Consider the following 22,500-nt stretch of genomic DNA (forward strand, 5'->3'; position numbering starts at 1 on the left):
ATGGCCGTTTCGCTTGCAGGTCGCATCGCCATCGTCACCGGCGCCGGGGGCGGCCTCGGCCGGACCCATGCGCTGCTGCTGGCGCGGGCGGGGGCCAAGGTGTTCGTCAACGACATCCCCCAGTCGCTCGCCCAGGCCGAAGGCGTGGTCGAGGAGATCCGGGCCGCGGGCGGCGCGGCCGAGGCCTTCGGGGCCAGCGTCACCGACGAGGCCGCGGTCGCCGAGATGGCCGCGCGTGCGGGCACGGTCGACATCCTCGTCAACAATGCCGGCATCCTGCGCGACAAGAGCTTCGCCAAGATGAGCCTCGACGAATTCCGGCTCGTCATGGACGTTCACCTGATGGGCAGCGTCATCTGCACCAAGGCGGTGTGGAACGGAATGCGCGAGCGCAACTACGGCCGCATCGTCATGACCACGAGCTCGAGCGGGCTCTACGGCAATTTCGGCCAGAGCAATTACGCCGCCGCCAAGATGGCGCTGGTCGGCCTGATGCAGACGCTCTCGATCGAGGGCGCCAAGAACAACATCAAGGTCAATTGCCTCGCCCCGACGGCGCGCACGGCAATGACCGAGAACCTCCTTCCACCCCAGGCGCTCGAGCTGCTGAAGCCCGATTATGTCAGCCCGGCGCTGCTCGCGTTGGTCGCCGACAATGCGCCGAGCCGGACCATCCTTGCCGCCGGCGCGCAGGGGGTCGAGCAGGCGCATGTCACACTGACCAGGGGCATTTCGATCAAGGGCATGGACGACATCGAGGCCGCCTCGGCGATCCTCGACCGGATGGCCGAGATCGGCGATCCCGCCACCGCGACCATCCCCGCCTCGGGGCTCGAACAGGGCCAGGTCGAACTCGGCAAGGCGCTCGGCGCCTGACGATGGGTGAGACCTGGCATCCGGCGAGCTGGCGAACGCGCCCCGCGGCGCAGCAGCCTGTCTATGCCGATACCGCGCGTCTTGCCGAGGTCGAGGCCGAACTTGGCCGCGAAGCCCCGCTGGTCGCGCGCGAGGCGGTCGAGCGCTTGCGCCTGGCGCTGGCGGACTGTGCCGCCGGGCGCGCGCTGCTTCTCCAGGGCGGTGACTGCGCCGAGACCTTCGCCGAGGCCGATGTCTCGGGCCTCGCGGCATTGTTCGACGCGCTGGCCGCGCCGCTCCCGCTTCCTGCCGTTCGCCTCGCCCGCCTCGCCGGGCAATATGCCAAGCCGCGCACGGTCGAGGGCGAAGTGTGGCGCGGCGAGATCGTCAATAGCCGCGACGCGCTAGCCCCCGATGCCGAGCGGATGCGGCAGGCCCTCGCCCATGCGCGAGCAACGCTCGCGCGGGTGCCGGCGGCGCTCTTCGTGAGCCACGAGGCCCTGCTCCTGCCGTACGAACAGGCGCAGGTGCGGCACGGTGCGGACGGACGCTGGTGGAGCGGTTCGGGACACCTGCTGTGGGTCGGTGAGCGGACCCGGCAGATCGACGGCGCGCATGTCGAATTTGCCGCCGGCCTCGCCAATCCGATCGGCGTGAAGCTCGGCGCCATCGATGCTGATGCACTGCGCGCGCTGGTGGACCGGCTCGACCCCGATCACGAGCCGGGTCGCTTGACCCTGATCGCGCGCATGGGGCCCGACATCGCCAGCCGGCTTCCCGGACTGATGCGTGCCCTCCGGCAGGAGGGGCGGCAGCCGCTCTGGATCAGCGACCCACTCCACGGCAATACCGAGCGCGGCGGAGTCCGGAAGGTCCGCCAACTCTCAGCAATCCTGCGCGAGGTCGACGAATTCGTCGCCATTGCCCGCGCCGAAGGGGTGCATCCGGGCGGGCTCCATCTCGAAATGACTCCCGAGGATGTTGCCGAATGCAGCGGCGAGGACGAGGGCGAGGGCTGGACCAGCGCCTGCGATCCGCGGCTCAATCCGCGCCAGGCCGCGCGGGTAGTGCGCGCCTTCGTCACCGCGCTCGAACAGCGAGACGCGGCCTGAAACTGCGCGCGCTCCCCGGCGGTCCGCTCGGCGGCCGCTTCCCCGTGCCGGGCGACAAGAGCCTGTCGCACCGGGCGCTGATTGTCGGCGCGCTGGCGGCGGGCGAGACCGTCATTGCCGGCCTGCTCGAAAGCGCCGATGTCCTCGCGACCGCCACGGCGCTGCGTGCATTCGGGGCGCGGGTCGAGCATTTCGGGCCGGGCCGCTGGCGGGTGATCGGGGGCGCATGGCAAAGCCCGGCGGTGCCGATCGACTGCGGCAATAGCGGGACCTCGGTCCGGTTGCTGATGGGCGCGGCGGCGGGGCAGGGGGTGACCGCGACCTTCATCGGCGACGCCAGCCTGTCGAAGCGGCCGATGCGCCGGGTCAAGGCGCCGCTCGAGGCGATGGGGGCCGTGTTCGAAGGCGGCGACACGCTGCCGCTGACCGTCTCCGGCCCGGTCTGTCAGGGTATCGCACACGTCAACGTGCCGGCGAGCGCGCAGGTCAAGTCGGCGGTGCTGCTTGCGGGGCTCGGGACGGAGCAGCCGGTCGAGGTCGCCGAACCGGTGCCGAGCCGCGACCATAGCGAGATCATGCTCGCCGAATTCGGCGCCGAGGTTATTCGCGAGGGGAACGTCGTGCGGCTGGGCGCGAACAGGCGCCTGTCGGGTCGGCTGGTCACCATTGCCGGCGATCCGTCGTCCGCCGCTTTTGCGCTTGGTGCGGCGGCTATCGTGCCGGGCAGCGAGGTGACGGTCGAAAACGTGCTTCTCAATCCGCATCGCTCGGGCTTCGTCATGGCCTTGCAGCGGATGGGTGCCGACCTCGCGATGAGCAATATCCGCGGCCAGAATGGCGAGACGATCGGCGACGTCCGGGTCCGCTTCGGGCCGCTATTCGGGGCCGAATTCACGGCCGAGGAAATTCCCTCGATGGTCGACGAGATCCCGATCCTCGCGGTGGTCGCGGCCGGCGCGCGGGGAGAGACCCGGATCGAGGGATTGGACGAGCTTCGCCACAAGGAAAGCGACCGGCTGGCGCTGATGGCCGAGGGGCTTGCCGCCTGCGGTGTCGAGGCCTTCGCCGAGGGCGACGCGCTGGTGGTGCGCGGCGGTCCGATCCGCGGCGAGGCCGAGGTTCGCACCGAGGGCGACCACCGGATCGCGATGAGCCACCTCGTGCTGGGACTCGCGGCCGAGCAGCCAGTTACCGTCGACGAGGCCGAGATGATCGCCACCAGCTTTCCGACCTTCCGCGAGGCGATGCGAGGGATCGGTGCGAAAATCGAGGAAGTGGCATGAGCTGGAACAGCTTTGGACGGCTCTTCCGCTTCACCACCTGGGGCGAGAGCCATGGGCCCGCGATCGGGGTGGTGGTCGACGGCTGCCCGCCGGGCCTCGCGCTCGACGAAGGCCATGTGCAGGCCTTTCTCGACGCGCGGCGGCCGGGGACGGGCCGGAACGTCTCGCCGCGGCAGGAGCCCGACCGGGTGCGGATCCTGTCGGGGTTGTTCGAGGGACGTACGACCGGAACGCCGATCGCGATGATGATCGAGAATGTCGACGCGCGGTCGAAGGATTATGCCGGCCTGCCGCCGCGGCCCGGCCATGCCGATGCCGCCTATGACGCCAAATATGGCTTCCGCGATCCGCGCGGCGGCGGGCGGGCGAGTGCCCGGGAAACCGCGATGCGGGTCGCGGCGGGCGCGGTGGCGCGGCTGGTGATCCCCGAGGTGACGATCACGGCCCGCGTGACGGAGATCGGCGGGGAGGCGGACCCGGCCAAGTGGGACTCGCTGCTCGACGAAGCGCGGAGCAACCAGGATAGTCTCGGCGCGATCATCGAATGCGTCGCCGAGGGCGTGCCCGCGGGCTGGGGAGCGCCCATCTATGCCAAGCTCGATTCCGAGCTGGCCGCGGCCTGCATGGGGATCAATGCCGTCAAGGGCGTCGAGATCGGCGAGGGCTTCGCCGCTGGCCGGGCGCGGGGCCGGGAGAGCCTAGCCGCGATGCAGGCCAGCGGGATCGACGGCGGCATCTCGACCGGGCAGCCGATCCGGCTCCGGGTCGCGTTCAAGCCGACCAGCAGCATCGGCATCGGCGGCCGCCACGACCCTTGCGTAGGGATCCGCGGCGCGCCGGTGGTGGAGGCGATGGTGGCGCTGGTGCTGGCGGACCAGAAATTACTGCACCGCGGGCAGTGCGGCTGAGGCGAAGGGCGAAACTTCGCAAAGTTCGCGCCTGGAAGAGTCGGTGGGAGGCCGAAGGACTCGAATTGTCAAAGAACGGTAGAGAACCGTTCCGGTACAAAATCAGATGAAATCCTACTTTGCAAGTGGGCTCAGTGACACTTGAAGCGGTCGAAGGGCTCGAGGCAGTCGCGGCAGCGCCACTGGCTCTTGCAGGGGGTCGAGCCGAAGCGGCTGACTTCCTCGACCGCTGACGAGCCGCACTGCGGGCAGGCGACTTCGCCCGAAGGCAGCGGCGGGGCGATGCCGTAGCGGCGGAGCTTTTCGCGGCCTTCGGGCGTGATCCACTCGGTGGTCCACGGCGGGGCGATGACGGTCTCGATCGCAGTCGACCGATAGCCCGCGGCATCGAGCGCGGCGCGGATCGACTGTTCGATGAAGAGCGTCGCCGGGCAGCCCGAATAGGTCGGCGTGATGACGACCTTGTCGGGCGAGACGGCGCGGACGATGCCGAGTTCGACCACCGAGACAGCGGGGATCTCGGGATCGGGGACGTGCGCCAGAACGTCCCACAGGGCCTGTTCCGTTGTCATTGCGAGCCGGAGGCGAAGCAATCCATCGAGGACATATGGATTGCTTCGCTTCGCTCGCAATGACGGGACATCGTCACACCCGCTCGATCACCATGGCGATGCCCTGGCCGACGCCGATGCACATGGTGGCAAGCGCGTAGCGGCCGCCGGTCTCGCGCAGCTGGAGCGCGGCGGTGCCGGCGAGGCGCGCGCCGCTCATGCCCAAGGGGTGGCCGAGCGCGATCGCGCCGCCATTGGGGTTCACGCGGGGGTCGTCGTCGGCAAGGCCGAGCTCGCGCAGTACGGCGAGACCCTGGGCGGCGAAGGCCTCGTTCAGTTCGATGACGTCCATCTGGTCGAGGGTGAGGCCGAGGCGGGCGAGGAGCTTGGTGGTGGCGGGCGCGGGGCCGATGCCCATGATGCGCGGCGCCACGCCCGCGACCGCGGTGCCGAGAACGCGCGCGACGGGTGTGAGGCCGTGGCGCTTGGCGGCCTCTTCCGAGGCGATCAGCAAGGCAGCGGCGCCATCGTTGACGCCGCTCGCGTTGCCGGCGGTGACGGTGCCGTCCTTGCGCACGATCGGTTTCAGCGCCGCAAGCTTGTCGAGGCCGGTGAGGCGCGGGTGCTCGTCCTTGTCGACCGTCGTCACCTCACCCTTGCGGCCGGGGATGGCGACGGGGACGATTTCGGAAGCGAGGCGGCCATTGGCCTGCGCCGCGGCGGCCTTTTCCTGGCTGCGCTGGGCGAAGGCGTCCTGGTCCTCGCGATTGACCTTGAAATCGTCGGCGACGTTTTCGGCGGTGCTCGGCATGGTGTCGTCGCCATAAGCGTCGCGGAGCTTCGGGTTGACGAAGCGCCAGCCGATGGTGGTGTCGTAGATTTCGGCGTTGCGGTCGAAGGCCGATTGCGCCTTGGGCAGGACGAAGGGCGCGCGGCTCATGCTCTCGGAGCCGCCGGCGATGATGAGGTCGGCTTCGCCCGAGCGGATGGTGCGCGCGGCCATGGCGACCGCATCGAGGCCCGAACCGCACAGGCGATTGAGGGTGACGCCGCCGCTGTCCTGGGGGAGACCGGCGAGGAGCCCCGCCATGCGCGCGAGGTTGCGATTGTCCTCGCCCGCCTGGTTGGCGCAGCCGAGGATGATGTCGTCGAGCGCGGCCCAGTCGACGCCCTCGTTCCGCTCCTTGAGCGCGCGGACCGGAAGCGCGGCGAGATCGTCCGCGCGGACCGAGGAGAGCGCGCCGCCGTAGCGGCCGATCGGGGTGCGGATGTAGTCGCAGATGAAGGCGTCGGGCATGATCTCATTTTCTCGTTCGTGCTGAGCGAAGTCGAAGCACGCTTCGCATCCGTCCTTCGACTTCGCTCAGGACTAACGAAGCCTCTCCGTCCCTCGACTTCGCTCGGGACTAACGGGGTGGGGCGGCGATTAGTCCGCCGAAATCACCCCGCGGCGGATCTGGTCGAGTTCGATGCTCTCGAACAGGGCCTTGAAATTGCCCTCGCCGAAGCCCTCGTTCCCCTTGCGCTGGATGAGCTCGTAGAAGATCGGGCCGATGACGTTCTGGGTGAAGATCTGGAGCAGCAGGCCCTGGCCTTCGGTCGGCGCGCCGTCGACGAGGATCTTGCGCTTCTTCAGCTCGTCCAGCGGCTCGCCGTGACCCTTCACGCGCTCGTCGAGCAGGTCGTAATAAGTGTCGATCGTGTCCTGGAAGGGGATGCCGCGGGCCGAGAGGATGTCGACGCTGGCATAGATGTCGTCGGTGCCGAGCGCGATGTGCTGGATGCCCTCGCCCTTATATTCGCGGAGGAATTCCTCGATCTGGCTCTTGTCGTCCTGGCTCTCGTTCAAGGGGATGCGGATCTTGCCGCAAGGGCTCGTCATCGCCTTGGAGAAGAGGCCGGTGACCTTGCCCTCGATGTCGAAGTAGCGGATCTCGCGGAAGTTGAAGAGCTTCTCGTAGAAGTCGGCCCAGACGACCATCCGCCCGCGCTGGACGTTGTGGGTGAGGTGGTCGAGGTAGACGAGGTGGCTGGCCGCCTTGGCCATCGCGTCCTCGTAACCCGGCAGATAGTCGAAATTGGCGGCATAGGCGTCGCCACGGTCGCCATATTGGTCGACGAGATAGAGGAGCGAGCCGCCGATCCCCTCGATCGCGGGCCAGCCGAGGCCCTTGGCCGTCACGTCGGTGGCGCCGAGCGACAGGGCGCGCGCGTGGGCGGCGGCGGCGTCCTTGACCCGGAACGCCATGGCGACCGCGCTCGGACCATGCTCCTTCGAGAAGTCGGCGGCGTGGCTCTCGTCCTGGGCGTTGATCAGGAAGTTGATGTCACCCTGGCGGTGGAGGGTAATGTCCTGCGTCTTGTGGCGCGCGATCGCGGGGAAGCCCAATTTGTCGAACAGGTCGCGCAGCAGCTTGGGCTCGGGCGCGGCATATTCGACGAATTCGAATCCGTCGGTGCCCATCGGATTTTCGAGCCCGAGCGGACCCTTTTCGAGGGTGGCGGTGGTGGCCATCACATATCTCCTTGATTGCCTTGTCCCCTGCGCCGGGCGTAGCGGCATTTCAAGATGACGGAGGTCGAGTGATGGGCTGGGAAGAACGGGATGGCGCGCTGGTGAAGAGCTTCACCTTCGAGGATTTCGCCACGGCCTTCGCCTTCCTGACCCGGATCGCCTTCCATGCCGAAAAGGTCGACCACCATCCCGAGTTCACGAGCGTGTGGAACCGGGTCGACTTCCGCCTGACCAGCCACGATGCGGGCGGGGTGACCGACCGCGACCATGATTTGGCCGCGGTGATCGACGCCCTCGCCGCTCAGTAGGGCCGGCCGGTCAGCTTCTTGTTCTTGTTGGCGCCGATCACGGCCCCGACGATCCCGCCGATGATCGGGCCGACGATCGGCAGGGGAATGGCGATGACGGCGCCCACGGCGGCATATTTGGCGATGCGCTTGCCTTCGTCGGTCATGGAAGTGCGGTCCTTGGCTAGTGTGTTAGGCGACTAAGATGGTACGCAAGGGCCTGAATGGAAGGGCCAGCTTCCATTCAGGCGGTTCGTGCGTTAAGCCGTTCCCATGACCAACCGCGTCGCCAGCACTGCTTATTATTATCCCGCCACGGTGGGGATGAGCTGACGCGCGCTTAAAACGCACGGTTTCACCGCCCCGCCAGACCCACGGTCCGGCGGGGTTTTTTGTGTTCGGAGAGTTTCGATGTTCAATGCTTTCGAGGAAATTGGCGGCGGCGGCGGGAGCGGCTGGGCCGCGCATGTCGTCGACCAGAAGTGGGCCCACTTCACCGCCGAGGATCATGAGACCTGGGACATCCTGTACGCCCGGCAGACGGCGCTGCTCGACGGGCTGATCGTCGAGCGCTTCTTCGACGGACTGGCGGCGCTGGGCCTGGGCGACGGGGGGATCCCCGAACTCGGTGCGCTGAACGCCCGGCTGCTGCCGCTGACCGGATGGCGCTGCGTCGCGGTGGCGGGGCTGGTGCCCGACGACTCCTTTTTCGCGATGTTGGCGGCCCGGGTGTTTCCGATCGGCAATTTCATCCGGACCCGGGCGCAACTCGACTATCTCGAGGAGCCCGACTGCTTCCACGACATCTATGGCCATGTGCCGATGCTGGCGGACAAGGGCGTGGCCGACGCGATGCAGCGCTTCGGCGAGACCGGCGTCAGGGCGATCGCGCAAGGGCAGGGCGACAAGGTCGCGCGGCTTTACTGGCACACGATCGAGTTCGGGCTGGTGCGCGAGAATGGCGCGGTGCGGATCCTTGGCGCGGGGCTGGCGTCGAGCTTCGGCGAGGCGGCGAAGAGCCTCGACGATCCCGCGATCGAGCGGCGCCGGTTTACGCCGGAGAGCGCGGTCGCGACGGCTTACCGGCACGACGCGATGCAGCCGCTCTACCTCGTCGCGGACGACATGGGCGCCGTGGTCGCGGCGCTCCGGGGGCCGTTGCCCTGACCGGCGCGACTGCCTAACCCACGGCTCATGAGCATCTGGCACAGCGACGACTTCGATCCCGACGCGGCGAGCGCCTTCGGCGACAGCAGCATGCCCGGGCATCTCGGCATCCGCATCACCGCGCGGGGCGAGAATTGGCTCGAGGCGACGATGCCGGTCGACCGGCGGACGCACCAGCCGTTCGGGCGGCTGCACGGCGGGGCGAGCGTGGCCCTGGCCGAGACGGTGGCGTCGGTGGCGGGCTTCATGACGGTCGATCCGGCGGAAAAGGCGACGGTCGGGTTGGAGATCAACGCCAATCATATCCGCCCCGTGCGCGACGGGATCGTGACCGCGCGCGCCATCGCCGAGGCGATCGGACGGACCACACAGGTGTGGACCATCAGGATCACCGACGAGCGGGACAAGCTCGTCTGCCTGTCCCGGATCACGCTGGCGGTGATCCCGGTCAACCAGGCCTAGGGGCGAAGCCGGGGAAGGAGGCCGCGCTCGGCGAGGAAGGCGCTGGTGGCCTCCACCACCTGCGCGGCGCCGGGGCGGGTCACGACGAAGCCCAAATGATTGCAGTCGAGCTCGACCGCGGCGTCGCGCTCCTCCTCGAGCCCGTAGGCAGAGCGGGGAGCGACGATCCCGTCCTGGCTCGACCACAGGGCCAGCGTCGGCGCGGGCGGCTTGCCGACCGAGCGTGCGATCGGCGGCGCGTGGACCGAATGGCCCGCGACCTTCTCGTAGAGCTGCCAGGCATTGTTCCATGTCGGCTCGCCCGAGAAGGGGGAGCCGAGGGTGACCACCGCGCGAATGTCGTCCGGCCGGCGAAAGGCGAGCTCGCGGGCATAGACCCCGCCGAGGCTCCAGCCGACCAGAAGGACCGGCTTGCCCGTGCCCTTGCGGACCAGCTTGTCGAGGCGGCGTTCGAGGCGCTCGAGCGTGTCCTCGCGAGCACCGAGGTTGACCCCGGCCTTCCAGCCATGGACCCGCCAGCCGGCGGCGGCGAAGGCCTGGCGCAGCACGAGGGTCGAGCGGTCGTGGGCGAGGAAGCCAGGGACGACGAGGCAGCGCGGACCGTCGGGCGGACCAAGCGGGGTCGGTTTTACCAGCAGCCGCCACGTGCGCGGCAGCATGGTCGCGATTTCCCGGACCCGCAGCCGCGCGGGCGGCGGCTGGCAGTCGGGATCGGCCCGGGTCAGGTCAGAGGTATTCACCGCCCATCAACGGCTGAAGCGCCTTCGGGAGCCGCACGCGGCCGTCCTCGGTCTGGTGATTCTCGAGCAGGGGCACGAGAATCCGCGGGGAAGCGAGCGCGGTGTTGTTGAGCGTGTGGGCGAAGCGGACCTTGCCCTCGCTGTCGCGGTAGCGAAGGTTGGCGCGGCGGGCCTGCCAGTCGTGCAGGGTCGAGCAGCTGTGGGTCTCGCGATACTTGGCCAAGCTCGGCACCCAGCTCTCGATGTCGTTCATGCGATATTTGCCGAGCCCCATGTCGCCGGTCGAAGTCTCGATCACCTGATAGGGGATCTCGAGGTCGGTCAGCAGCTCTTCGGCGAGGGCGAGGAGCCTGGCGTGCCAGTCGGCCGAGACCGCCTCGTCGGCCTCGCAGATCACATATTGCTCGACCTTCACGAACTGGTGGACGCGCAGCAGGCCGCGGACGTCGCGGCCGGCGCTTCCGGCTTCGCGGCGGAAACAGGGAGAATAGCCGGCGTAGAGGATCGGGCCGTTCGAAAGATCGAGGATTTCGCCGGTGTGGAGCGAGGTCAGCGCGACCTCGGCGGTGCCTGCGAGCCACAGGTCGTCGTTGGGAAGCTGGTAGGTTTCCTCGCGGTGGCCTGGGAACTGGCCCTGGCGGACGAAGGCATCCTCGCGGACCAGCGCGGGAACGGTGATCGGCGTGAAGCCGGCGGCGGCGATCTTCTGCAGCGCCCAGCTCATCAGCACGGTCTCGAGGATCGCGAGCCGGCCCTTAAGGCAATATTGGCGGCTGCCGGCAACCTGGACGATCCGGCTGAGGTCGGCCCAGTCGTTCTTCTCGATGAGTTCGACATGGTCGCGCGGGGTGAAGCCGAAGTCGGGGAGCGCGCCCTCGGTCCGGACGACGACGTTGCTGTTTTCATCGGGGCCGACCGGCGCACCCGGATAGGGAATGTTGGGCAGTTTGAGGAGCATGTCGCGGAGCGCCTGCTCCTTGTCGGCCATGCCCGCCTCGAGTTCGGACGCCTGCGCGCCGGCTTCCTTGGCGCGGCGGCCCAGTTCGGCCTTTTCCTCTGGCGCAGCGGTCTTGAAGCCGGCCGAGATAGCGTTGCGCTCGGCCCGCAGGCGATCGATCTCGGCCTTCGCGCCCCGCACCTCGGCGTCGAGCGCGAGCAGCGTGTCGAGGTCGACGGCGACGTTCTTCTGTGTCGCGGCGAGGGCGACCGCGTCGCGGTTCTGGCGGATGAAGGCGAGGTCCAGCATGGGGGCGCGGGATGGGGGAAATCGCGCCTCTTCGCAACCTGCTTGGCCCCGAGGTCGGGCTTGACCCGGGCTCCCGCTTTCTTTCAGGCAAGGAGAAGAAGCGGGATCCCGGATCAGGTCCGGGATGACGATTGCAAAGGACCCGACACTTGCCCTCTGGACTGATCGCGCTGCTCGACGATGTCGCCACCCTGACCAAGCTGGCCGCCTCCAGCATGGACGATATCGGCGCCGCGGTCGGCAAGGCCGGGTCCAAGGCCGCGGGCGTGGTGATCGACGATACGGCGGTGACCCCGCGCTACGTCACCGGCCTCAGCCCCGACCGCGAGCTTCCGATCATCGGCAAGATCGCGCTCGGCAGCCTCAAGAACAAGCTGCTGATCATCCTGCCGGTGGCACTGCTGCTGTCGTGGCTGGGGCAGAAGATCGGCTTCGACCTCATCACCCCGCTGCTAATGGTCGGCGGTGCCTATCTCTGCTTCGAGGGCGCTGAGAAATTGTGGGAAAAGGTCGCGGGCGACCACCACGCCACCGACGAGCTGCTCGAATGCGACGATCCCGCCGAGCTCGAGAAGCGGCAGGTGGCGGGGGCGATCCGGACCGACTTCATTCTCTCGGCCGAGATCATGGTGATCGCGCTCGCGGCGCTCGAACTCGATGCGTTGTGGCTCGAGGCGGTGGTGCTGGCGGTGGTCGGGATCGCCATCACGGTGATGGTCTACGGGACCGTCGGGCTGATCGTGAAGCTTGACGACATCGGGCTCCACCTCTGCCGTCGGGGCGGGGCGAGCGCGGGTTTCGGCCGGGCGCTGGTGCGGGGCGTGCCCAAGCTCCTGGCGGCGCTGTCGGTGGTGGGCACGGCGGCGATGCTGTGGGTGGGCGGGCAGATCCTCCTCCACGGGATGGAAGTGCTTCATGTCGGCGAGGCGCTGCCGCACTTCACCCACGAGCTGGCGAAAAGCGTCGCGGCCTCAATCGGTTTCTTGGCCGGCGCGTGGGAATGGCTCCTCAATGCCTTGTTCGGGGCGATCGTCGGGATGATCGTCGGCGGAATCATCGTCGCGCTCCTCCATGCATTGCCCAAGCGCAAGCCCGCGGTCGAAGCCAAGGCATGACCGGCGCCGTCCTCGTCTTCCTCGGAGGCGGGATCGGGGCGGTGCTCCGCCATGGCGCCAACCGACTGGGAATGATGCTGTTCGGGACGGGCTTTCCGGTCGCAACGCTCGCGGTCAACGTCGTGGGATCATTGCTGATGGGGATGCTTGCAGCGAACCTTGCGGAGGGGCCGGCGGCGAGCCAGCAGTTGCGCCTGTTCCTCACCACCGGTGTGCTCGGCGGGTTCACGACCTTTTCGGCGTTCAGCCTCGACGCCCTGACCCTGTGGCAGCGAGGGCAGCCCGGGTTGGCGGCGGCTTATGTGGCGGGCTCGGTCTTCCTGTCGCTCGCGGCAGTGGGGGCCGGCTTCGTGCTCGGGCGCGCGCTCTAGGGCCGCCAGTTCAGGCGCATGCCGATATTGTCGATGCCGGGATTCTGGCGGCCGAAGATCTGCGCGTGGCTGAAATGCACCCAGCTTGCCTCGAGGCTGAGGCGGTCGGTGAGCGCGGCGCCGACCGCAAGCTCGGGCTCGAACAGGACGCGGCTGCCGAAGGCGAGACGGTCGGGCTGGCGTGTGTTGGCGGCCGAGCCGTCGTGGACCGCGATTCCGAGGCCGGGGCGGACGTAGATCTTGTCGCCGAAGCGGGCCGAAAGGCCGGCGGCGAGGAAATTGGTGTCGCCGGACGTGTTGAGCGAGCCGAACACATAAGGCTGGAGCGGGGTCTTGCCGATCCGATTGCCGCGGATGCCGAGGCTGAGGTCGGTCCCGCCCTCGCGATCGCTGTCGAGGCTGAGCGGCGTGTGGACGCCGTGGGCGTGGACGCCGGCGAAGATCTCGGTCGCCGGGGCGGGGGCCGGAAGGGCGGCGATCATGGCCGCGGAGACGAGAAGCAGGCGCATGGCATTCCAATCACTTGGGGACAGCTTGCGTTCCGTTGCGGCAAGCAGGCTGAAGGAGAGATGATCGTCAGGCGCCCGCCTGCCAGTGGCGGATGGCGTCGTTCGGCGCGACCAGCATCCAGATATTGAGGGTGAGGTTGTCGCGGATGATCGCGAGGGGCACGAGCTCGAGCACGAGCACGATCATCACGCTCGCCCAGACCGGCAGGCGTTTGGCGAGCAGGAAGCCGGCGATCATCAGCAGGATGTCGCTGACCGAGTTGAGGATGGAGTCGCCGCGATAGCCGAGTGCGATGGTCGCCTCGCGGTAGCGGTTGATGATGACGGGCGAATTCTCGACCAGCTCCCAGGCGGATTCGACGATGGTCGCGAGGAGCAGGCGCTGCTCGGGCTTCTTCGGTCGGCCGATCGTGTGGAGAATGGCATAGAAAAGGAAGCCATGGATGATGTGGCTGGCGCTGTACCAGTCGAAGATCATCTGGCTTTGCTTGGGACCGACCGGGCCCCACAGCTGGATGAGCCCGCCCTTGTAGAGCGGCGGGCGGCCCATCAGCCACAGGATCGCAGCGGTGCCGAGGACCACGCACAGGGCCGCGAGCAGCGGCCGGACATTCTTGTTCACTGACACTCCACGGTGAGATGGGCGATCCGGCGGTCGCTGCCGAGACGGCGGCGAATCTCGTCGGGGGTGGTGCCCGAAGCACAGACGATCGCGGCATAGCGATTGGGGCCGACGGTCCACAGGTGCCAGTCGTTGACCCTGACGTCGCCGGCGCCCTCGACCTTGCGGCGGAGCTCGGCCGAGAGCGCCTCGTCGGGAACCCGGTCGAGCAGGATGCGCGAGGTCTGGCCGAGGAGGATGACACTCCAGCGCATGATGATCAGGGCGCCGAGGATGCCGACCGCGGCGTCGGCCCAGCGCCAGCCGAGTTGCCAGGCGGCGAGCAGGGCGACGATCGCGGTGACGCTGGTGACCGCGTCGGCGATGACGTGCAAATAGGCCGAGCGGAGATTGAGGTCGGCGCCATGGTCGTGGGCGTGGTGGTCATGATCGTGGCCGTGGTCGGAGTGGCCATGGCCGTGACCAAGGATCAGCGCGCAGGCGAGGTTGATGACCAGACCGAGCGCGGCGACCAGCAGGGCTTCGGGATAGTCGACCTGCTCGGGGTGGAGCAGGCGAAGCACGCTTTCGCCGAGGATCCCCGCGCCGACGGCAAGCAGGACCAGCGCCGAGGCGAAGCCGGCGAGGGTCCCGACCTTGCCCGTGCCCCAGGCGAAGCGCGGGTCGTTGGCGCAGCGGCTGGCATAGGAATAAGCGAAGACCGAGATCGCCAGCGACAGGCTGTCGGTCGCCATGTGCCAACCATCGGCCACCAGCGCCATCGAGCCGGTGATGGTGCCGAAGGTGATTTCGGTGACGGTGGTGATCGCGGTCAGGCCGACCACCCAGCGGGTCCGCCGGGCGTTGCGCTCGTGCGAGGCGCCGAGGAAATCGTGGCTGTGGTCGTCCATCTTCCTGCTTGGCTAGGGGAGGCGTCCGGGCTTGCCAAGGCGCGAGCGAGGGGCAATCACCCGCGCCATGCTGCGTGCTTATGGTCCGAACTGCGACGGCTCCGTCATCATGACGACCGGCTCGATCCCGCCCGAGGCGACCTGGATCGACCTCGAGGAACCGACCCGCGAGGAGGAACGGATGGTCGAGCAATCGGTCGGCTTCGCCGTGCCGACCCGCGACGACATGGTCGAGATCGAGCCCTCGAGCCGGCTGATCGAGCGCGACGGCGGGCTGATGATGACGATGAGCGTGCTGTTCGGGGTCCAAGAAGGCGATCCGCAGAGCGAGCCGATCAGCTTCGTCCTCAAGGCCGGCAAGCTGGTGACCGTCCGCTACGTCTCGCCCAAGCCGTGGCTCGCCTTTTCCAACGAAGCGCGTCACATGCCCGTGCTCGTCCAGGACGCGGCGACCGCGCTGGTCCGGCTGCTCGATGCGATCATCAGCCGGCTTGCGGACGAGCTGGAGGCCAGCGGGGCGGCGATCGAGCGGATCTCGCGCGACACCTTCAGCGCCTCGCGGGTCGCCGAGCAGCGGATCCCGGCGCGCAGCCTCGAGGGATTGCTCAACGATATCGGCACGGTCCAGCAGCTGGTCGCGAAGATTCGCGAGACCGCGGTCAGCACCGCGCGGGCGCTGACCTTCCTCGCCGCGTCTGACCGGATGCATGCGCACGAATGCACCCGCCACCGCGAGCAGATCACCAGCCTGATGACCGACGTCGCGGCGCTCACCGACCACAGCGCCTACCAGAGCTCGCAGCTGACCTTCCTGCTCGACGCCAGCCTCGGCCTCATCAGCATCGAGCAGAATGCGGCGATGAAATTGTTCAGCTGGGCAGCGCTGGTGTTCCTGCCCCCGACGCTGATCGCGGGCATCTACGGCATGAATTTCAAGCACATGCCCGAGCTCGACTGGCTCTACGGCTATCCGATGGCGCTGACGCTGATCCTCTTGAGCGCGGTGCTGCCGCTGTGGATCCTGCGAAAGCGGGGCTGGATCTAGTCCTGGAGGAGAAAGGCCGAGCCGCGCGACATGCTGGCGGGGTCGGCAGGGGTCGCGGGCGCGGTACCGGCAATGCGGCGGGCGAAGGCGATACGTGCCATGCTGTCGTCGCCGAGCGGCCGGCCGAAGCGTCCGCGTTCGGCGCGCTCAAAGGCGGCGAGACGGCGATCGAAGGCTTGGCTGGTGAACGACATGACCGGCTTCCCCGCATACGGACGGTGCGCGGATGACGCGCGCCAGACTCGTCCCAACCCCCGGAAGGCCCGCGAGTTCCCGATCGAAGTGATTCTTTTCAACGGATTATCGCGCCGATCGGGGTCGCTGCGAAACTATGCCGGCGATGGATTGTTCAGCCGCCGTAATGGCTCGCGAAAAAAATCTTCTCGTCCGGCTCGGCGATCGCCTGTCCGACCTCGTGTCGCGGCTGTTTGCGCACCCGGCGATGCAGATTGGGGTCATCATTTTCTGCGTGGCCTGGTTCGGCCTCGGCTTCCACGTCGAGGGGCTGACCGCGGCGCTGTCCGTGCTGGCGATCACGCTTACCCAGATGGTGCTGAACGGCCAGTACGACCGCGAATCCGAGGCGCACCGCCGCGACGTCGCGATGCACGCCAAGCTCGACGAGCTGATCAAGGCGACTCATCGCGCCCGCGACGAGATGGTCGGGATCGAGGAGCAGCTCGACGAGGAGGAAATCCAGGAGCTTCGCGAGGAAGCCAAGCAGCTGGTCGAGGAAGCTGCCAGGCAGACCAACGAGGTGGCCGACGGGGAAAAGGCCAAGCGCGCGATCGAGCGCGTCGGGGACGGCCGAGCCGGCTGAGCCGATCGCCTTTGCCGGGCCGGGCAGAGCTTGCTAAGGGCCCGCGCAACCCCACCATCCAGCAGTGAGCACATCGATGATCCCGACCGGCCAGGACAGCCTCGGCACCCGTTCGACCCTTGAGGTCGGCGGCAAGAGCTACGCTTATTACGACCTCAACAAGGCCGGTAAGGTGCTCGGCGACGTGAGCCGCCTGCCCTTCTCGATGAAGGTGCTGCTCGAAAATCTCCTCCGCTTCGAGGACGGGGTCACCGTGACCCGCGACGACCTCCAGGCGATGGCCGACTGGCAGAAGGAGCGGCGGATCAACCGCGAGATCCAGTATCGCCCAGCGCGCGTCCTCATGCAGGACTTCACCGGCGTCCCCGCGGTGGTCGACCTCGCCGCGATGCGCGACGCGATGAAGAAGCTCGGCGGCGATCCGCAGAAGATCAATCCGCTGGTCCCGGTGCACCTGGTGATCGACCACAGCGTCATGGTCGACGAGTTCGGCACCCCCAAGGCCGCCGACGCCAACGTCGCTTACGAATATGCCCGCAATCGCGAGCGCTACGAATTCCTCAAGTGGGGCAGCCAGGCCTTCGACAATTTCAAGGTGGTGCCGCCGGGCACCGGCATCTGCCACCAGGTCAATCTCGAATATATCGCGCAGGCGGTGTGGACCTCGAAGGACCAGACCGGGGCCGAGATCGCCTATCCCGATACGCTCGTCGGGACCGACAGCCACACCACGATGGTCAACGGCCTCGGCGTGCTCGGCTGGGGCGTCGGCGGGATCGAGGCCGAGGCCGCGATGCTCGGCCAGCCGGTCTCGATGCTCATCCCCGAGGTGGTCGGCTTCCGCCTGACCGGCGAACTCAAGGAAGGCATCACCGCCACCGACCTCGTGCTGACCGTCACCCAGATGCTCCGCGCCAAGGGCGTGGTCGGCCGCTTCGTCGAATTCTACGGGCCGGGCCTCGATGCGATGACGCTCGCGGACCGCGCGACCATCGCCAACATGGCGCCCGAATATGGCGCGACCTGCGGCTTCTTCCCGATCGACGAGCGCACGCTCGACTATCTGCGTCTGTCGGGCCGCGACGACGACCGCATTGCGCTGGTCGAGGCTTATGCCCGCGCGCAGGGCATGTGGCGCGACGCCGATGCGCCCGAGCCGGTCTTCACCGACACGCTCGAACTCGACCTCGCCAGCGTCGAGCCGAGCCTCGCGGGCCCCAAGCGGCCGCAGGACCGGGTGCTGCTCAGCGAGGTCGACGACCAGTTCAACGCCGAGCTCGCCGAGACCTACAAGAAGGCGAACGATCCGCGCGTGCCGGTCGCCGGGGCCGATCATGACCTCGGCAATGGCGACGTCGTGATCGCCGCCATCACCAGCTGCACCAACACCTCGAACCCCAGCGTGCTGGTCGCTGCCGGCCTCGTTGCCCGCAAGGCGCGCGCGCTCGGCCTCGACCGCAAGCCGTGGGTCAAGACCAGCCTTGCGCCGGGCAGCCAGGTGGTCACCGACTATCTCGACAAGGCGGGCCTGAGCGAGGACCTGAACGCCATCGGCTTCGACCTCGTCGGCTATGGCTGCACCACCTGCATCGGCAATTCGGGCCCGCTGCCCGAGCCGATCAGCCAGGCGATCAACGAGAAGGACCTGGTCGCGGTCTCGGTCCTGTCGGGCAACCGCAATTTCGAGGGCCGTGTCAGCCCCGACTGCCGCGCCAATTATCTCGCCAGCCCGCCGCTGGTGGTGGCCTATGCGCTGGCCGGCACCGTCCGCAGCGACATCACCACCAGCCCGATCGGGACCGCCACCAACGGCGAGCCCGTCTACCTCAAGGACATTTGGCCGACCAATGCGGAGATCCGCGCACTGATCGACGCGCACGTCCACTCCGACCTGTTCCGCGCGCGCTATGCCGACGTCTATCACGGCGACGAGCGCTGGCAGGCGATCGGCGTGTCTGGCGGCGACACCTACCAGTGGCCCGCGGCTTCCACCTACATCGCCAACCCGCCCTATTTCGAGGGCATGAGCATGCAGGCCAAGGGCATCGAGGACATCGACGGCGCCCGCGCGCTGGCGGTGTTCGGCGATTCGATCACCACCGACCACATCTCGCCCGCCGGTTCGATCAAGGCCGAGAGCCCGGCCGGCAAGTGGCTGCTCGAGCGGCAGGTCCCGCGCCAGGAGTTCAACAGCTATGGCGCGCGCCGCGGCAACCATGACGTGATGATGCGCGGCACCTTCGCCAACATCCGCATCCGCAACAAGATGCTCCCGGGCGTCGAGGGCGGCTACACCCGCAACCTCCTCAACGGCGAGGAGCAGGCCATCTACGACGCCGCCATGGCCTACAAGGCCGAGGGCGTTCCGCTCGTGATCCTCGCGGGCAAGGAATATGGCACCGGCTCGTCGCGCGACTGGGCGGCCAAGGGCACGGTGCTGCTCGGCGTCCGCGCGGTCATCGCCGAGAGCTTCGAGCGCATCCACCGCTCGAACCTCGTCGGCATGGGCGTGCTCCCGCTGCAGTTCGCGGACGGCGAGACCGCGGCGAGCCTCGGGCTCGACGGGTCGGAGACCTTCACCATCCGCGACGTCGCCGGGATCAAGCCGCGCCAGGACGTCGAGGTCGAGGTGACCGAGACCGACGGCCACAAGCGCACGATCGTCGCGCGCTGCCGGATCGATACCTTCAACGAGCTCGAATATTTCCACGCCGGGGGCATCCTCCCCTACGTGCTGCGCAAGCTCGCCGCCTGATGGAGCGCCTGTTCGTGGATGTCGCAGGGTGGGCCGCCGCCCTGCTCATCCTTGGCGGCTATGCGCTGCTTACGGCGGGCAAGCTGACCGCGCGCTCGCCCGCCTACCAGTGGATGAACGTGCTCGGCGCGATCGGGTTCGTGATCAACTCGGGCTACTTCAAGGCCTGGCCGTCGGCGGTGCTGAACGTGATCTGGGCGGCAATCGGCATTGTCGCGCTGATCCGCATCGCCTCCACGCGGCGGCGCGAGGGGGTGGCCGCCTAGGCGATCGCTGCGGCGAGCCAGTCGGGGAGGGGCAGGCCGGCAAGGTCGTCCACCCGGCGATGCTCCACCGCAAGGCTGAGCTCGGGGTAGAAGGCTTTGGTGCGCGGGCCGGGCTCGGCTGCCGCGACCACGACGAGGCGGCGATTGACCTTCTGCCGCCAGTTCATCCGCGCGGTATTCTCCTGCCCGACGTAACAGCCCTTGGTGAAGCTGACGCCGTTCAGCTCGGCCGCATTGCATTCGAGCCAGAGGAGGTCGCCGAGCTCGGCCCGGCCCTCGCAGACGCCGTGGCGCAGGCGGTGGGCAAGCCAGCCGGACGCGGCCTCGTCGGCCGGGGCGAGCCAGCGCCGGCCAAGCGCGGGGAGGCGCGGATCGGGGACGCCCTGATCGCCGTCGGGCGCCCAATGGACGGCCAGCGCCCCGTCGCGCGCGATTTCAATGGGTCGGCGCAGGCGATACATGCGGAGGCGCTTCGCCAGCTCGTCGGCGGCTGCGGCTTTGCAATCGACCAGCAGATCGTCGCCGTCCGCCCAGACGAGGAAGTCGAACAGGCACTTGCCCTGCGCGCTCAACAGCCCTGCCCAGACCGGCAGCGCGCCGCTCACGTCGCTGGTGACGAGCCCCTGGAGGAAGCCGCGGACGTCCTCGCCCGAAAGGCGGATCAGGGCTCGGTCGGTGAGGGTGGTCGCGGGCATGGGGCTTAGCTAAGGACTGCCAACAGAAAGAAACAGACCCCGTTCGTGCCGAGCGAAGTCGAAGCACGGTGGCGCGAGCGCCCTTCGACGTCGCTCAGGGCGAACGGGAGTGGGGAGCAAAGTTGACCGACCGCATCACCATCCGCCGCCCCGACGACTGGCATCTCCACCTGCGCGACGGCGCGATGCTCGAGGCGGTGGCGCCCTACAGCGCGCGGCAGTTCGCGCGGGCGATCATCATGCCCAACCTCGTGCCCCCGGTGACGACGGTGACGGCAGCGAGCGCCTATCGGGAGCGGATCCGGGCGGCGGCAGGACCGGGCTTCGAGCCGCTGATGACCTGCTATCTGACCGACAGCATCGATCCCGACGAACTCGAGCGCGGCCATGCCGCGGGCGTGTGGGTCGCGGCCAAGCTCTATCCGGCGGGGGCGACGACCAACAGCCACAGCGGCGTCACGGACGTGCGCAACATCGCTCCCGCGCTCGAGCGGATGCAGCGGATCGGCATGGTGCTGTGCGTCCATGGCGAAGTGACCGATCCCGAGATCGACATCTTCGACCGCGAGGCGGTGTTCCTCGAGCGGGTGCTGACCCCGGTCATGCGCGACTTTCCGGGGCTGAAGATCGTGCTCGAGCATATCACCACCGCCGACAGTGCCGACTTCGTGGCGGCCGCCGGACCCAGGCTCGCCGCGACGATCACCCCGCAGCATCTCCACCTCAACCGCAACGCTTTGTTCGCCGGGGGGCTGCGGCCCCACGCTTATTGCCTGCCGGTGGTGAAGCGCGAGCGGCACCGGCTGGCGGTTCGGGCGGCGGCGGTGTCGGGCAGCCCCAAATTCTTCCTCGGCACCGATAGCGCGCCGCACCTCAGGGAAGCCAAGGAAAGCGGCTGCGGCTGCGCGGGCATCTTCAACGCGCCGCATGCGCTCGAAAGCTATCTGGCCGTGTTCGACGAGGAAGATGCGATCGACCGGTTCGAAGGCTTTGCCGCCGAGCATGGTCCGCGCTTCTACGGGCTGCCGCTGAACGAGGGGACGTTGACGCTCGAGCGGTCCGCAATCGAGGTCTCCGCCAGCGTGCCCGCGGCGGGATCGACGCTCACTCCCTTCCATGCCGGCGAAACGCTCGGCTGGCGGCTGGTCGGGGCCTAGGCCGGCGGGGTGCCCCGGCCATCGGGGCCAAGCACCGCGTGGAAATGATCCTCGACCGCGCGGTAGCAGTCGCAGCTGACGCGCAGGAGGCCGGCCCGGTCGATGACCTGGATGGCGCCGCGGCGATAGGCGATCAGCCCCTGCTCCTGGAGCACGCGCGCGACCGCATTGACGGTGGTGCGCTGGACCCCGAGCAGGCCGGCGAGGCTTTCCTGGGTCAACGCGAGCCGGTCGCTGGCGGCGCGGTCCTGGGCATGGAGCAGCCAGCGTGCGGCGCGGGCCTCGATCGGGTGGAAGGCGTTGCACGCGACCGACTGCATGACCTGCGACAGCAAGGCGTCCGAGTAGCGGCAGAAGAGGTTGCGCAGATGCGCGCTCTCCTGCTTCGCCTGTTCGAGCACGGCCATCGGGACCGCGACGGCGGGCCCGGGCAGCTGGACGAGCGCGCGGGTGAAGGCAGGAGCGTGGCCGCAGCTGATGATCCCGCCGACCGCCCCCTCGCGGCCGATGGCGGCGACCTCGACCGAGCGCCCGCCCGACAGCTCGCGCTGCATCGAGATCATCAGGCCGTCGAACGGAAACAGGCTGCGGCGGGTGACGTCGCCGGTCTCGAGCACGATGTCCCCGCCGTCAAAGCTGATCAGCTCGGCGTGCGGCTCGAGCAGGGCGCGCTCCTCGGCCGACAGCGCGGCGAGAAGCCGGTTGCCGGCAAAGGCTTGCTCGAGATTCGCCGCAGAATGGATGTCCATCGGAAGATCCAAGGCCCCGCACACTCCCACTGGGGACGGCGCCCCTGCGGCCGTCCCAACCCCCCGGCGGGAAGCATTACGCTAGTGTTCCGATATGAAGCAACAGCTTATTTTAGAAGCACTTAGGCCGAGTTTTGTGTCGGCTTGCCGACACACTTGAGCGGCGAACGCGCGGCTGCTGGTTGTGAAACGGCACCTTCTTCACGATGGTTTGCAATCTAGTTGAACCCTGCGAAGTCGTCGGCTAAGCGCTGGCCGGCCGATGCATCCGGAGACGTGGGTGAGTGGCTGAAACCAGCGGTTTGCTAAACCGCCGTACGGTGAATTACCGTACCGAGGGTTCGAATCCCTCCGTCTCCGCCAGTCCCGTTGCTGTTACC

General features: G+C 68.2%; 26 protein-coding genes and 1 tRNA gene. 15 read left to right on the forward strand and 12 right to left on the reverse strand.

Features of this window, described 5'->3' with window-relative positions:
• From BS69_RS0110430 to BS69_RS0110445, 4 genes are read left to right on the forward strand one after another with little or no spacing between them, the layout of a single operon-like run.
• Positions 1–876 (forward strand): SDR family NAD(P)-dependent oxidoreductase, encoded by an 876-nt coding sequence (locus BS69_RS0110430; RefSeq protein ID WP_029941889.1) that lies wholly within the window; start codon positions 1–3, stop codon positions 874–876.
• 2 nt (positions 877–878) lie between these two features.
• On the forward strand, positions 879–1,967 hold the full coding sequence (locus tag BS69_RS14015) for a 3-deoxy-7-phosphoheptulonate synthase (RefSeq protein ID WP_029942008.1): 1,089 nt from the start codon (positions 879–881) through the stop codon (positions 1,965–1,967).
• Between the two features lie 2 nt (positions 1,968–1,969).
• On the forward strand, positions 1,970–3,250 hold the full coding sequence (gene aroA, locus BS69_RS0110440; protein ID WP_342665818.1) for a 3-phosphoshikimate 1-carboxyvinyltransferase: 1,281 nt from the start codon (positions 1,970–1,972) through the stop codon (positions 3,248–3,250).
• A complete protein-coding gene (locus BS69_RS0110445; protein ID WP_029941891.1) occupies positions 3,247–4,158 on the forward strand; it encodes a chorismate synthase in 912 nt (303 codons plus the stop codon). The genes aroA and BS69_RS0110445 overlap by 4 nt, the downstream gene beginning before the upstream one ends.
• A 131-nt stretch (positions 4,159–4,289) precedes the next feature.
• On the opposite strand, the gene paaD is transcribed toward BS69_RS0110445, so the two are convergent.
• The 3 genes from paaD to hppD all read right to left on the reverse strand — a co-directional run bounded on the left by paaD (position 4,290) and on the right by hppD (position 7,224).
• Positions 4,290–4,730: a 1,2-phenylacetyl-CoA epoxidase subunit PaaD gene (gene paaD, locus BS69_RS0110450; protein ID WP_029941892.1), complete on the reverse strand. Its 441-nt coding sequence runs from the start codon at positions 4,728–4,730 to the stop codon at positions 4,290–4,292.
• A 73-nt stretch (positions 4,731–4,803) separates the two neighbouring features.
• Positions 4,804–6,006, reverse strand: a complete 1,203-nt coding sequence (gene pcaF, locus BS69_RS0110455; protein WP_029941893.1) for a 3-oxoadipyl-CoA thiolase — start codon at positions 6,004–6,006, stop codon at positions 4,804–4,806.
• A gap of 129 nt (positions 6,007–6,135) precedes the next feature.
• Positions 6,136–7,224 carry a 4-hydroxyphenylpyruvate dioxygenase gene (hppD, locus tag BS69_RS0110460; protein ID WP_029941894.1) on the reverse strand — a complete coding sequence of 363 codons (1,089 nt, stop codon included), beginning with the start codon at positions 7,222–7,224 and terminating at the stop codon, positions 6,136–6,138.
• A 71-nt stretch (positions 7,225–7,295) separates the two neighbouring features.
• Here hppD and BS69_RS0110465 point away from each other — a divergent pair, with 71 nt between their 5' ends.
• The gene (locus BS69_RS0110465) at positions 7,296–7,532 is read left to right on the forward strand and encodes a 4a-hydroxytetrahydrobiopterin dehydratase (protein ID WP_037504478.1); all 237 of its coding nucleotides are present in this window, start codon (positions 7,296–7,298) and stop codon (positions 7,530–7,532) included.
• On the opposite strand, the gene BS69_RS14440 is transcribed toward BS69_RS0110465, so the two are convergent.
• Positions 7,526–7,678, reverse strand: coding sequence for a hypothetical protein (locus tag BS69_RS14440; RefSeq protein ID WP_169738082.1), 153 nt, complete (start codon positions 7,676–7,678; stop codon positions 7,526–7,528). The two genes, BS69_RS0110465 and BS69_RS14440, sit on opposite strands and share 7 nt — an antisense overlap.
• Positions 7,679–7,922: 244 nt before the next feature.
• On the opposite strand from BS69_RS14440, the gene BS69_RS0110475 reads away from it, so the two are divergent.
• Together BS69_RS0110475 and BS69_RS0110480 are read left to right on the forward strand one after the other, a co-directional pair.
• Positions 7,923–8,678: a hypothetical protein gene (locus BS69_RS0110475; RefSeq protein ID WP_051676697.1), complete on the forward strand. Its 756-nt coding sequence runs from the start codon at positions 7,923–7,925 to the stop codon at positions 8,676–8,678.
• A gap of 27 nt (positions 8,679–8,705) precedes the next feature.
• Positions 8,706–9,140 carry a hotdog fold thioesterase gene (locus BS69_RS0110480; protein WP_029941897.1) on the forward strand — a complete coding sequence of 145 codons (435 nt, stop codon included), beginning with the start codon at positions 8,706–8,708 and terminating at the stop codon, positions 9,138–9,140.
• Here BS69_RS0110480 and BS69_RS13315 read toward each other — a convergent pair.
• Complete coding sequence (locus BS69_RS13315) at positions 9,137–9,880, reverse strand: lipase family alpha/beta hydrolase (protein WP_051676698.1); 744 nt, start codon at positions 9,878–9,880, stop codon at positions 9,137–9,139. The genes BS69_RS0110480 and BS69_RS13315 overlap by 4 nt on opposite strands.
• Positions 9,867–11,126, reverse strand: coding sequence for a serine--tRNA ligase (gene serS / locus BS69_RS0110490; protein WP_029941899.1), 1,260 nt, complete (start codon positions 11,124–11,126; stop codon positions 9,867–9,869). Before serS ends, BS69_RS13315 begins: the two co-directional genes overlap by 14 nt.
• 149 nt (positions 11,127–11,275) lie before the next feature.
• Here serS and BS69_RS0110495 point away from each other — a divergent pair, with 149 nt between their 5' ends.
• Together BS69_RS0110495 and crcB are read left to right on the forward strand one after the other, a co-directional pair.
• Positions 11,276–12,241 (forward strand): DUF808 domain-containing protein, encoded by a 966-nt coding sequence (locus BS69_RS0110495; RefSeq protein ID WP_029941900.1) that lies wholly within the window; start codon positions 11,276–11,278, stop codon positions 12,239–12,241.
• Positions 12,238–12,612, forward strand: a complete 375-nt coding sequence (gene crcB, locus BS69_RS0110500; protein WP_029941901.1) for a fluoride efflux transporter CrcB — start codon at positions 12,238–12,240, stop codon at positions 12,610–12,612. Before BS69_RS0110495 ends, crcB begins: the two co-directional genes overlap by 4 nt.
• Here crcB and BS69_RS0110505 read toward each other — a convergent pair.
• The 3 genes from BS69_RS0110505 to dmeF all read right to left on the reverse strand — a co-directional run bounded on the left by BS69_RS0110505 (position 12,609) and on the right by dmeF (position 14,633).
• Positions 12,609–13,121: an acyloxyacyl hydrolase gene (locus BS69_RS0110505; RefSeq protein ID WP_029941902.1), complete on the reverse strand. Its 513-nt coding sequence runs from the start codon at positions 13,119–13,121 to the stop codon at positions 12,609–12,611. The genes crcB and BS69_RS0110505 overlap by 4 nt on opposite strands.
• Before the next feature lie 67 nt (positions 13,122–13,188).
• Positions 13,189–13,671, reverse strand: coding sequence for a DUF2585 family protein (locus tag BS69_RS0110510; RefSeq protein WP_084184580.1), 483 nt, complete (start codon positions 13,669–13,671; stop codon positions 13,189–13,191).
• A 68-nt stretch (positions 13,672–13,739) separates the two neighbouring features.
• Positions 13,740–14,633 (reverse strand): CDF family Co(II)/Ni(II) efflux transporter DmeF, encoded by an 894-nt coding sequence (dmeF, locus tag BS69_RS0110515; RefSeq protein WP_029941904.1) that lies wholly within the window; start codon positions 14,631–14,633, stop codon positions 13,740–13,742.
• A 67-nt stretch (positions 14,634–14,700) separates the two neighbouring features.
• Between dmeF and BS69_RS0110520 the strand changes: the two genes are divergently transcribed.
• Complete coding sequence (locus tag BS69_RS0110520) at positions 14,701–15,678, forward strand: magnesium transporter CorA family protein (RefSeq protein ID WP_029941905.1); 978 nt, start codon at positions 14,701–14,703, stop codon at positions 15,676–15,678.
• On the opposite strand, the gene BS69_RS0110525 is transcribed toward BS69_RS0110520, so the two are convergent.
• The gene (locus BS69_RS0110525) at positions 15,675–15,872 is read right to left on the reverse strand and encodes a hypothetical protein (protein WP_029941906.1); all 198 of its coding nucleotides are present in this window, start codon (positions 15,870–15,872) and stop codon (positions 15,675–15,677) included. The genes BS69_RS0110520 and BS69_RS0110525 overlap by 4 nt on opposite strands.
• A 167-nt stretch (positions 15,873–16,039) precedes the next feature.
• On the opposite strand from BS69_RS0110525, the gene BS69_RS0110530 reads away from it, so the two are divergent.
• The 3 genes from BS69_RS0110530 to BS69_RS0110540 all read left to right on the forward strand — a co-directional run bounded on the left by BS69_RS0110530 (position 16,040) and on the right by BS69_RS0110540 (position 19,519).
• The gene (locus BS69_RS0110530) at positions 16,040–16,498 is read left to right on the forward strand and encodes a low affinity iron permease family protein (RefSeq protein ID WP_029941907.1); all 459 of its coding nucleotides are present in this window, start codon (positions 16,040–16,042) and stop codon (positions 16,496–16,498) included.
• A 76-nt stretch (positions 16,499–16,574) separates the two neighbouring features.
• Positions 16,575–19,253 carry an aconitate hydratase AcnA gene (gene acnA, locus BS69_RS0110535; protein ID WP_029941908.1) on the forward strand — a complete coding sequence of 893 codons (2,679 nt, stop codon included), beginning with the start codon at positions 16,575–16,577 and terminating at the stop codon, positions 19,251–19,253.
• Positions 19,253–19,519, forward strand: a complete 267-nt coding sequence (locus tag BS69_RS0110540) for a CBU_0592 family membrane protein (protein ID WP_029941909.1) — start codon at positions 19,253–19,255, stop codon at positions 19,517–19,519. Before acnA ends, BS69_RS0110540 begins: the two co-directional genes overlap by 1 nt.
• Here the strand turns inward: BS69_RS0110540 and ygfZ are convergent.
• The gene (ygfZ, locus tag BS69_RS0110545) at positions 19,516–20,214 is read right to left on the reverse strand and encodes a CAF17-like 4Fe-4S cluster assembly/insertion protein YgfZ (protein WP_029941910.1); all 699 of its coding nucleotides are present in this window, start codon (positions 20,212–20,214) and stop codon (positions 19,516–19,518) included. The two genes, BS69_RS0110540 and ygfZ, sit on opposite strands and share 4 nt — an antisense overlap.
• A 122-nt stretch (positions 20,215–20,336) precedes the next feature.
• On the opposite strand from ygfZ, the gene pyrC reads away from it, so the two are divergent.
• The gene (gene pyrC, locus BS69_RS0110550) at positions 20,337–21,371 is read left to right on the forward strand and encodes a dihydroorotase (protein ID WP_029941911.1); all 1,035 of its coding nucleotides are present in this window, start codon (positions 20,337–20,339) and stop codon (positions 21,369–21,371) included.
• Here the strand turns inward: pyrC and BS69_RS0110555 are convergent.
• Positions 21,368–22,120: a Crp/Fnr family transcriptional regulator gene (locus tag BS69_RS0110555; protein WP_029941912.1), complete on the reverse strand. Its 753-nt coding sequence runs from the start codon at positions 22,118–22,120 to the stop codon at positions 21,368–21,370. The genes pyrC and BS69_RS0110555 overlap by 4 nt on opposite strands.
• Positions 22,121–22,390: 270 nt before the next feature.
• Between BS69_RS0110555 and BS69_RS0110560 the strand changes: the two genes are divergently transcribed.
• Positions 22,391–22,483 (forward strand) — tRNA-Ser (locus BS69_RS0110560).
• Positions 22,484–22,500: the final 17 nt, after the last annotated feature.

The sequence above is a fragment of the Sphingomonas astaxanthinifaciens DSM 22298 genome, assembly GCF_000711715.1.
Classification (GTDB): domain Bacteria; phylum Pseudomonadota; class Alphaproteobacteria; order Sphingomonadales; family Sphingomonadaceae; genus Sphingomicrobium; species Sphingomicrobium astaxanthinifaciens_A.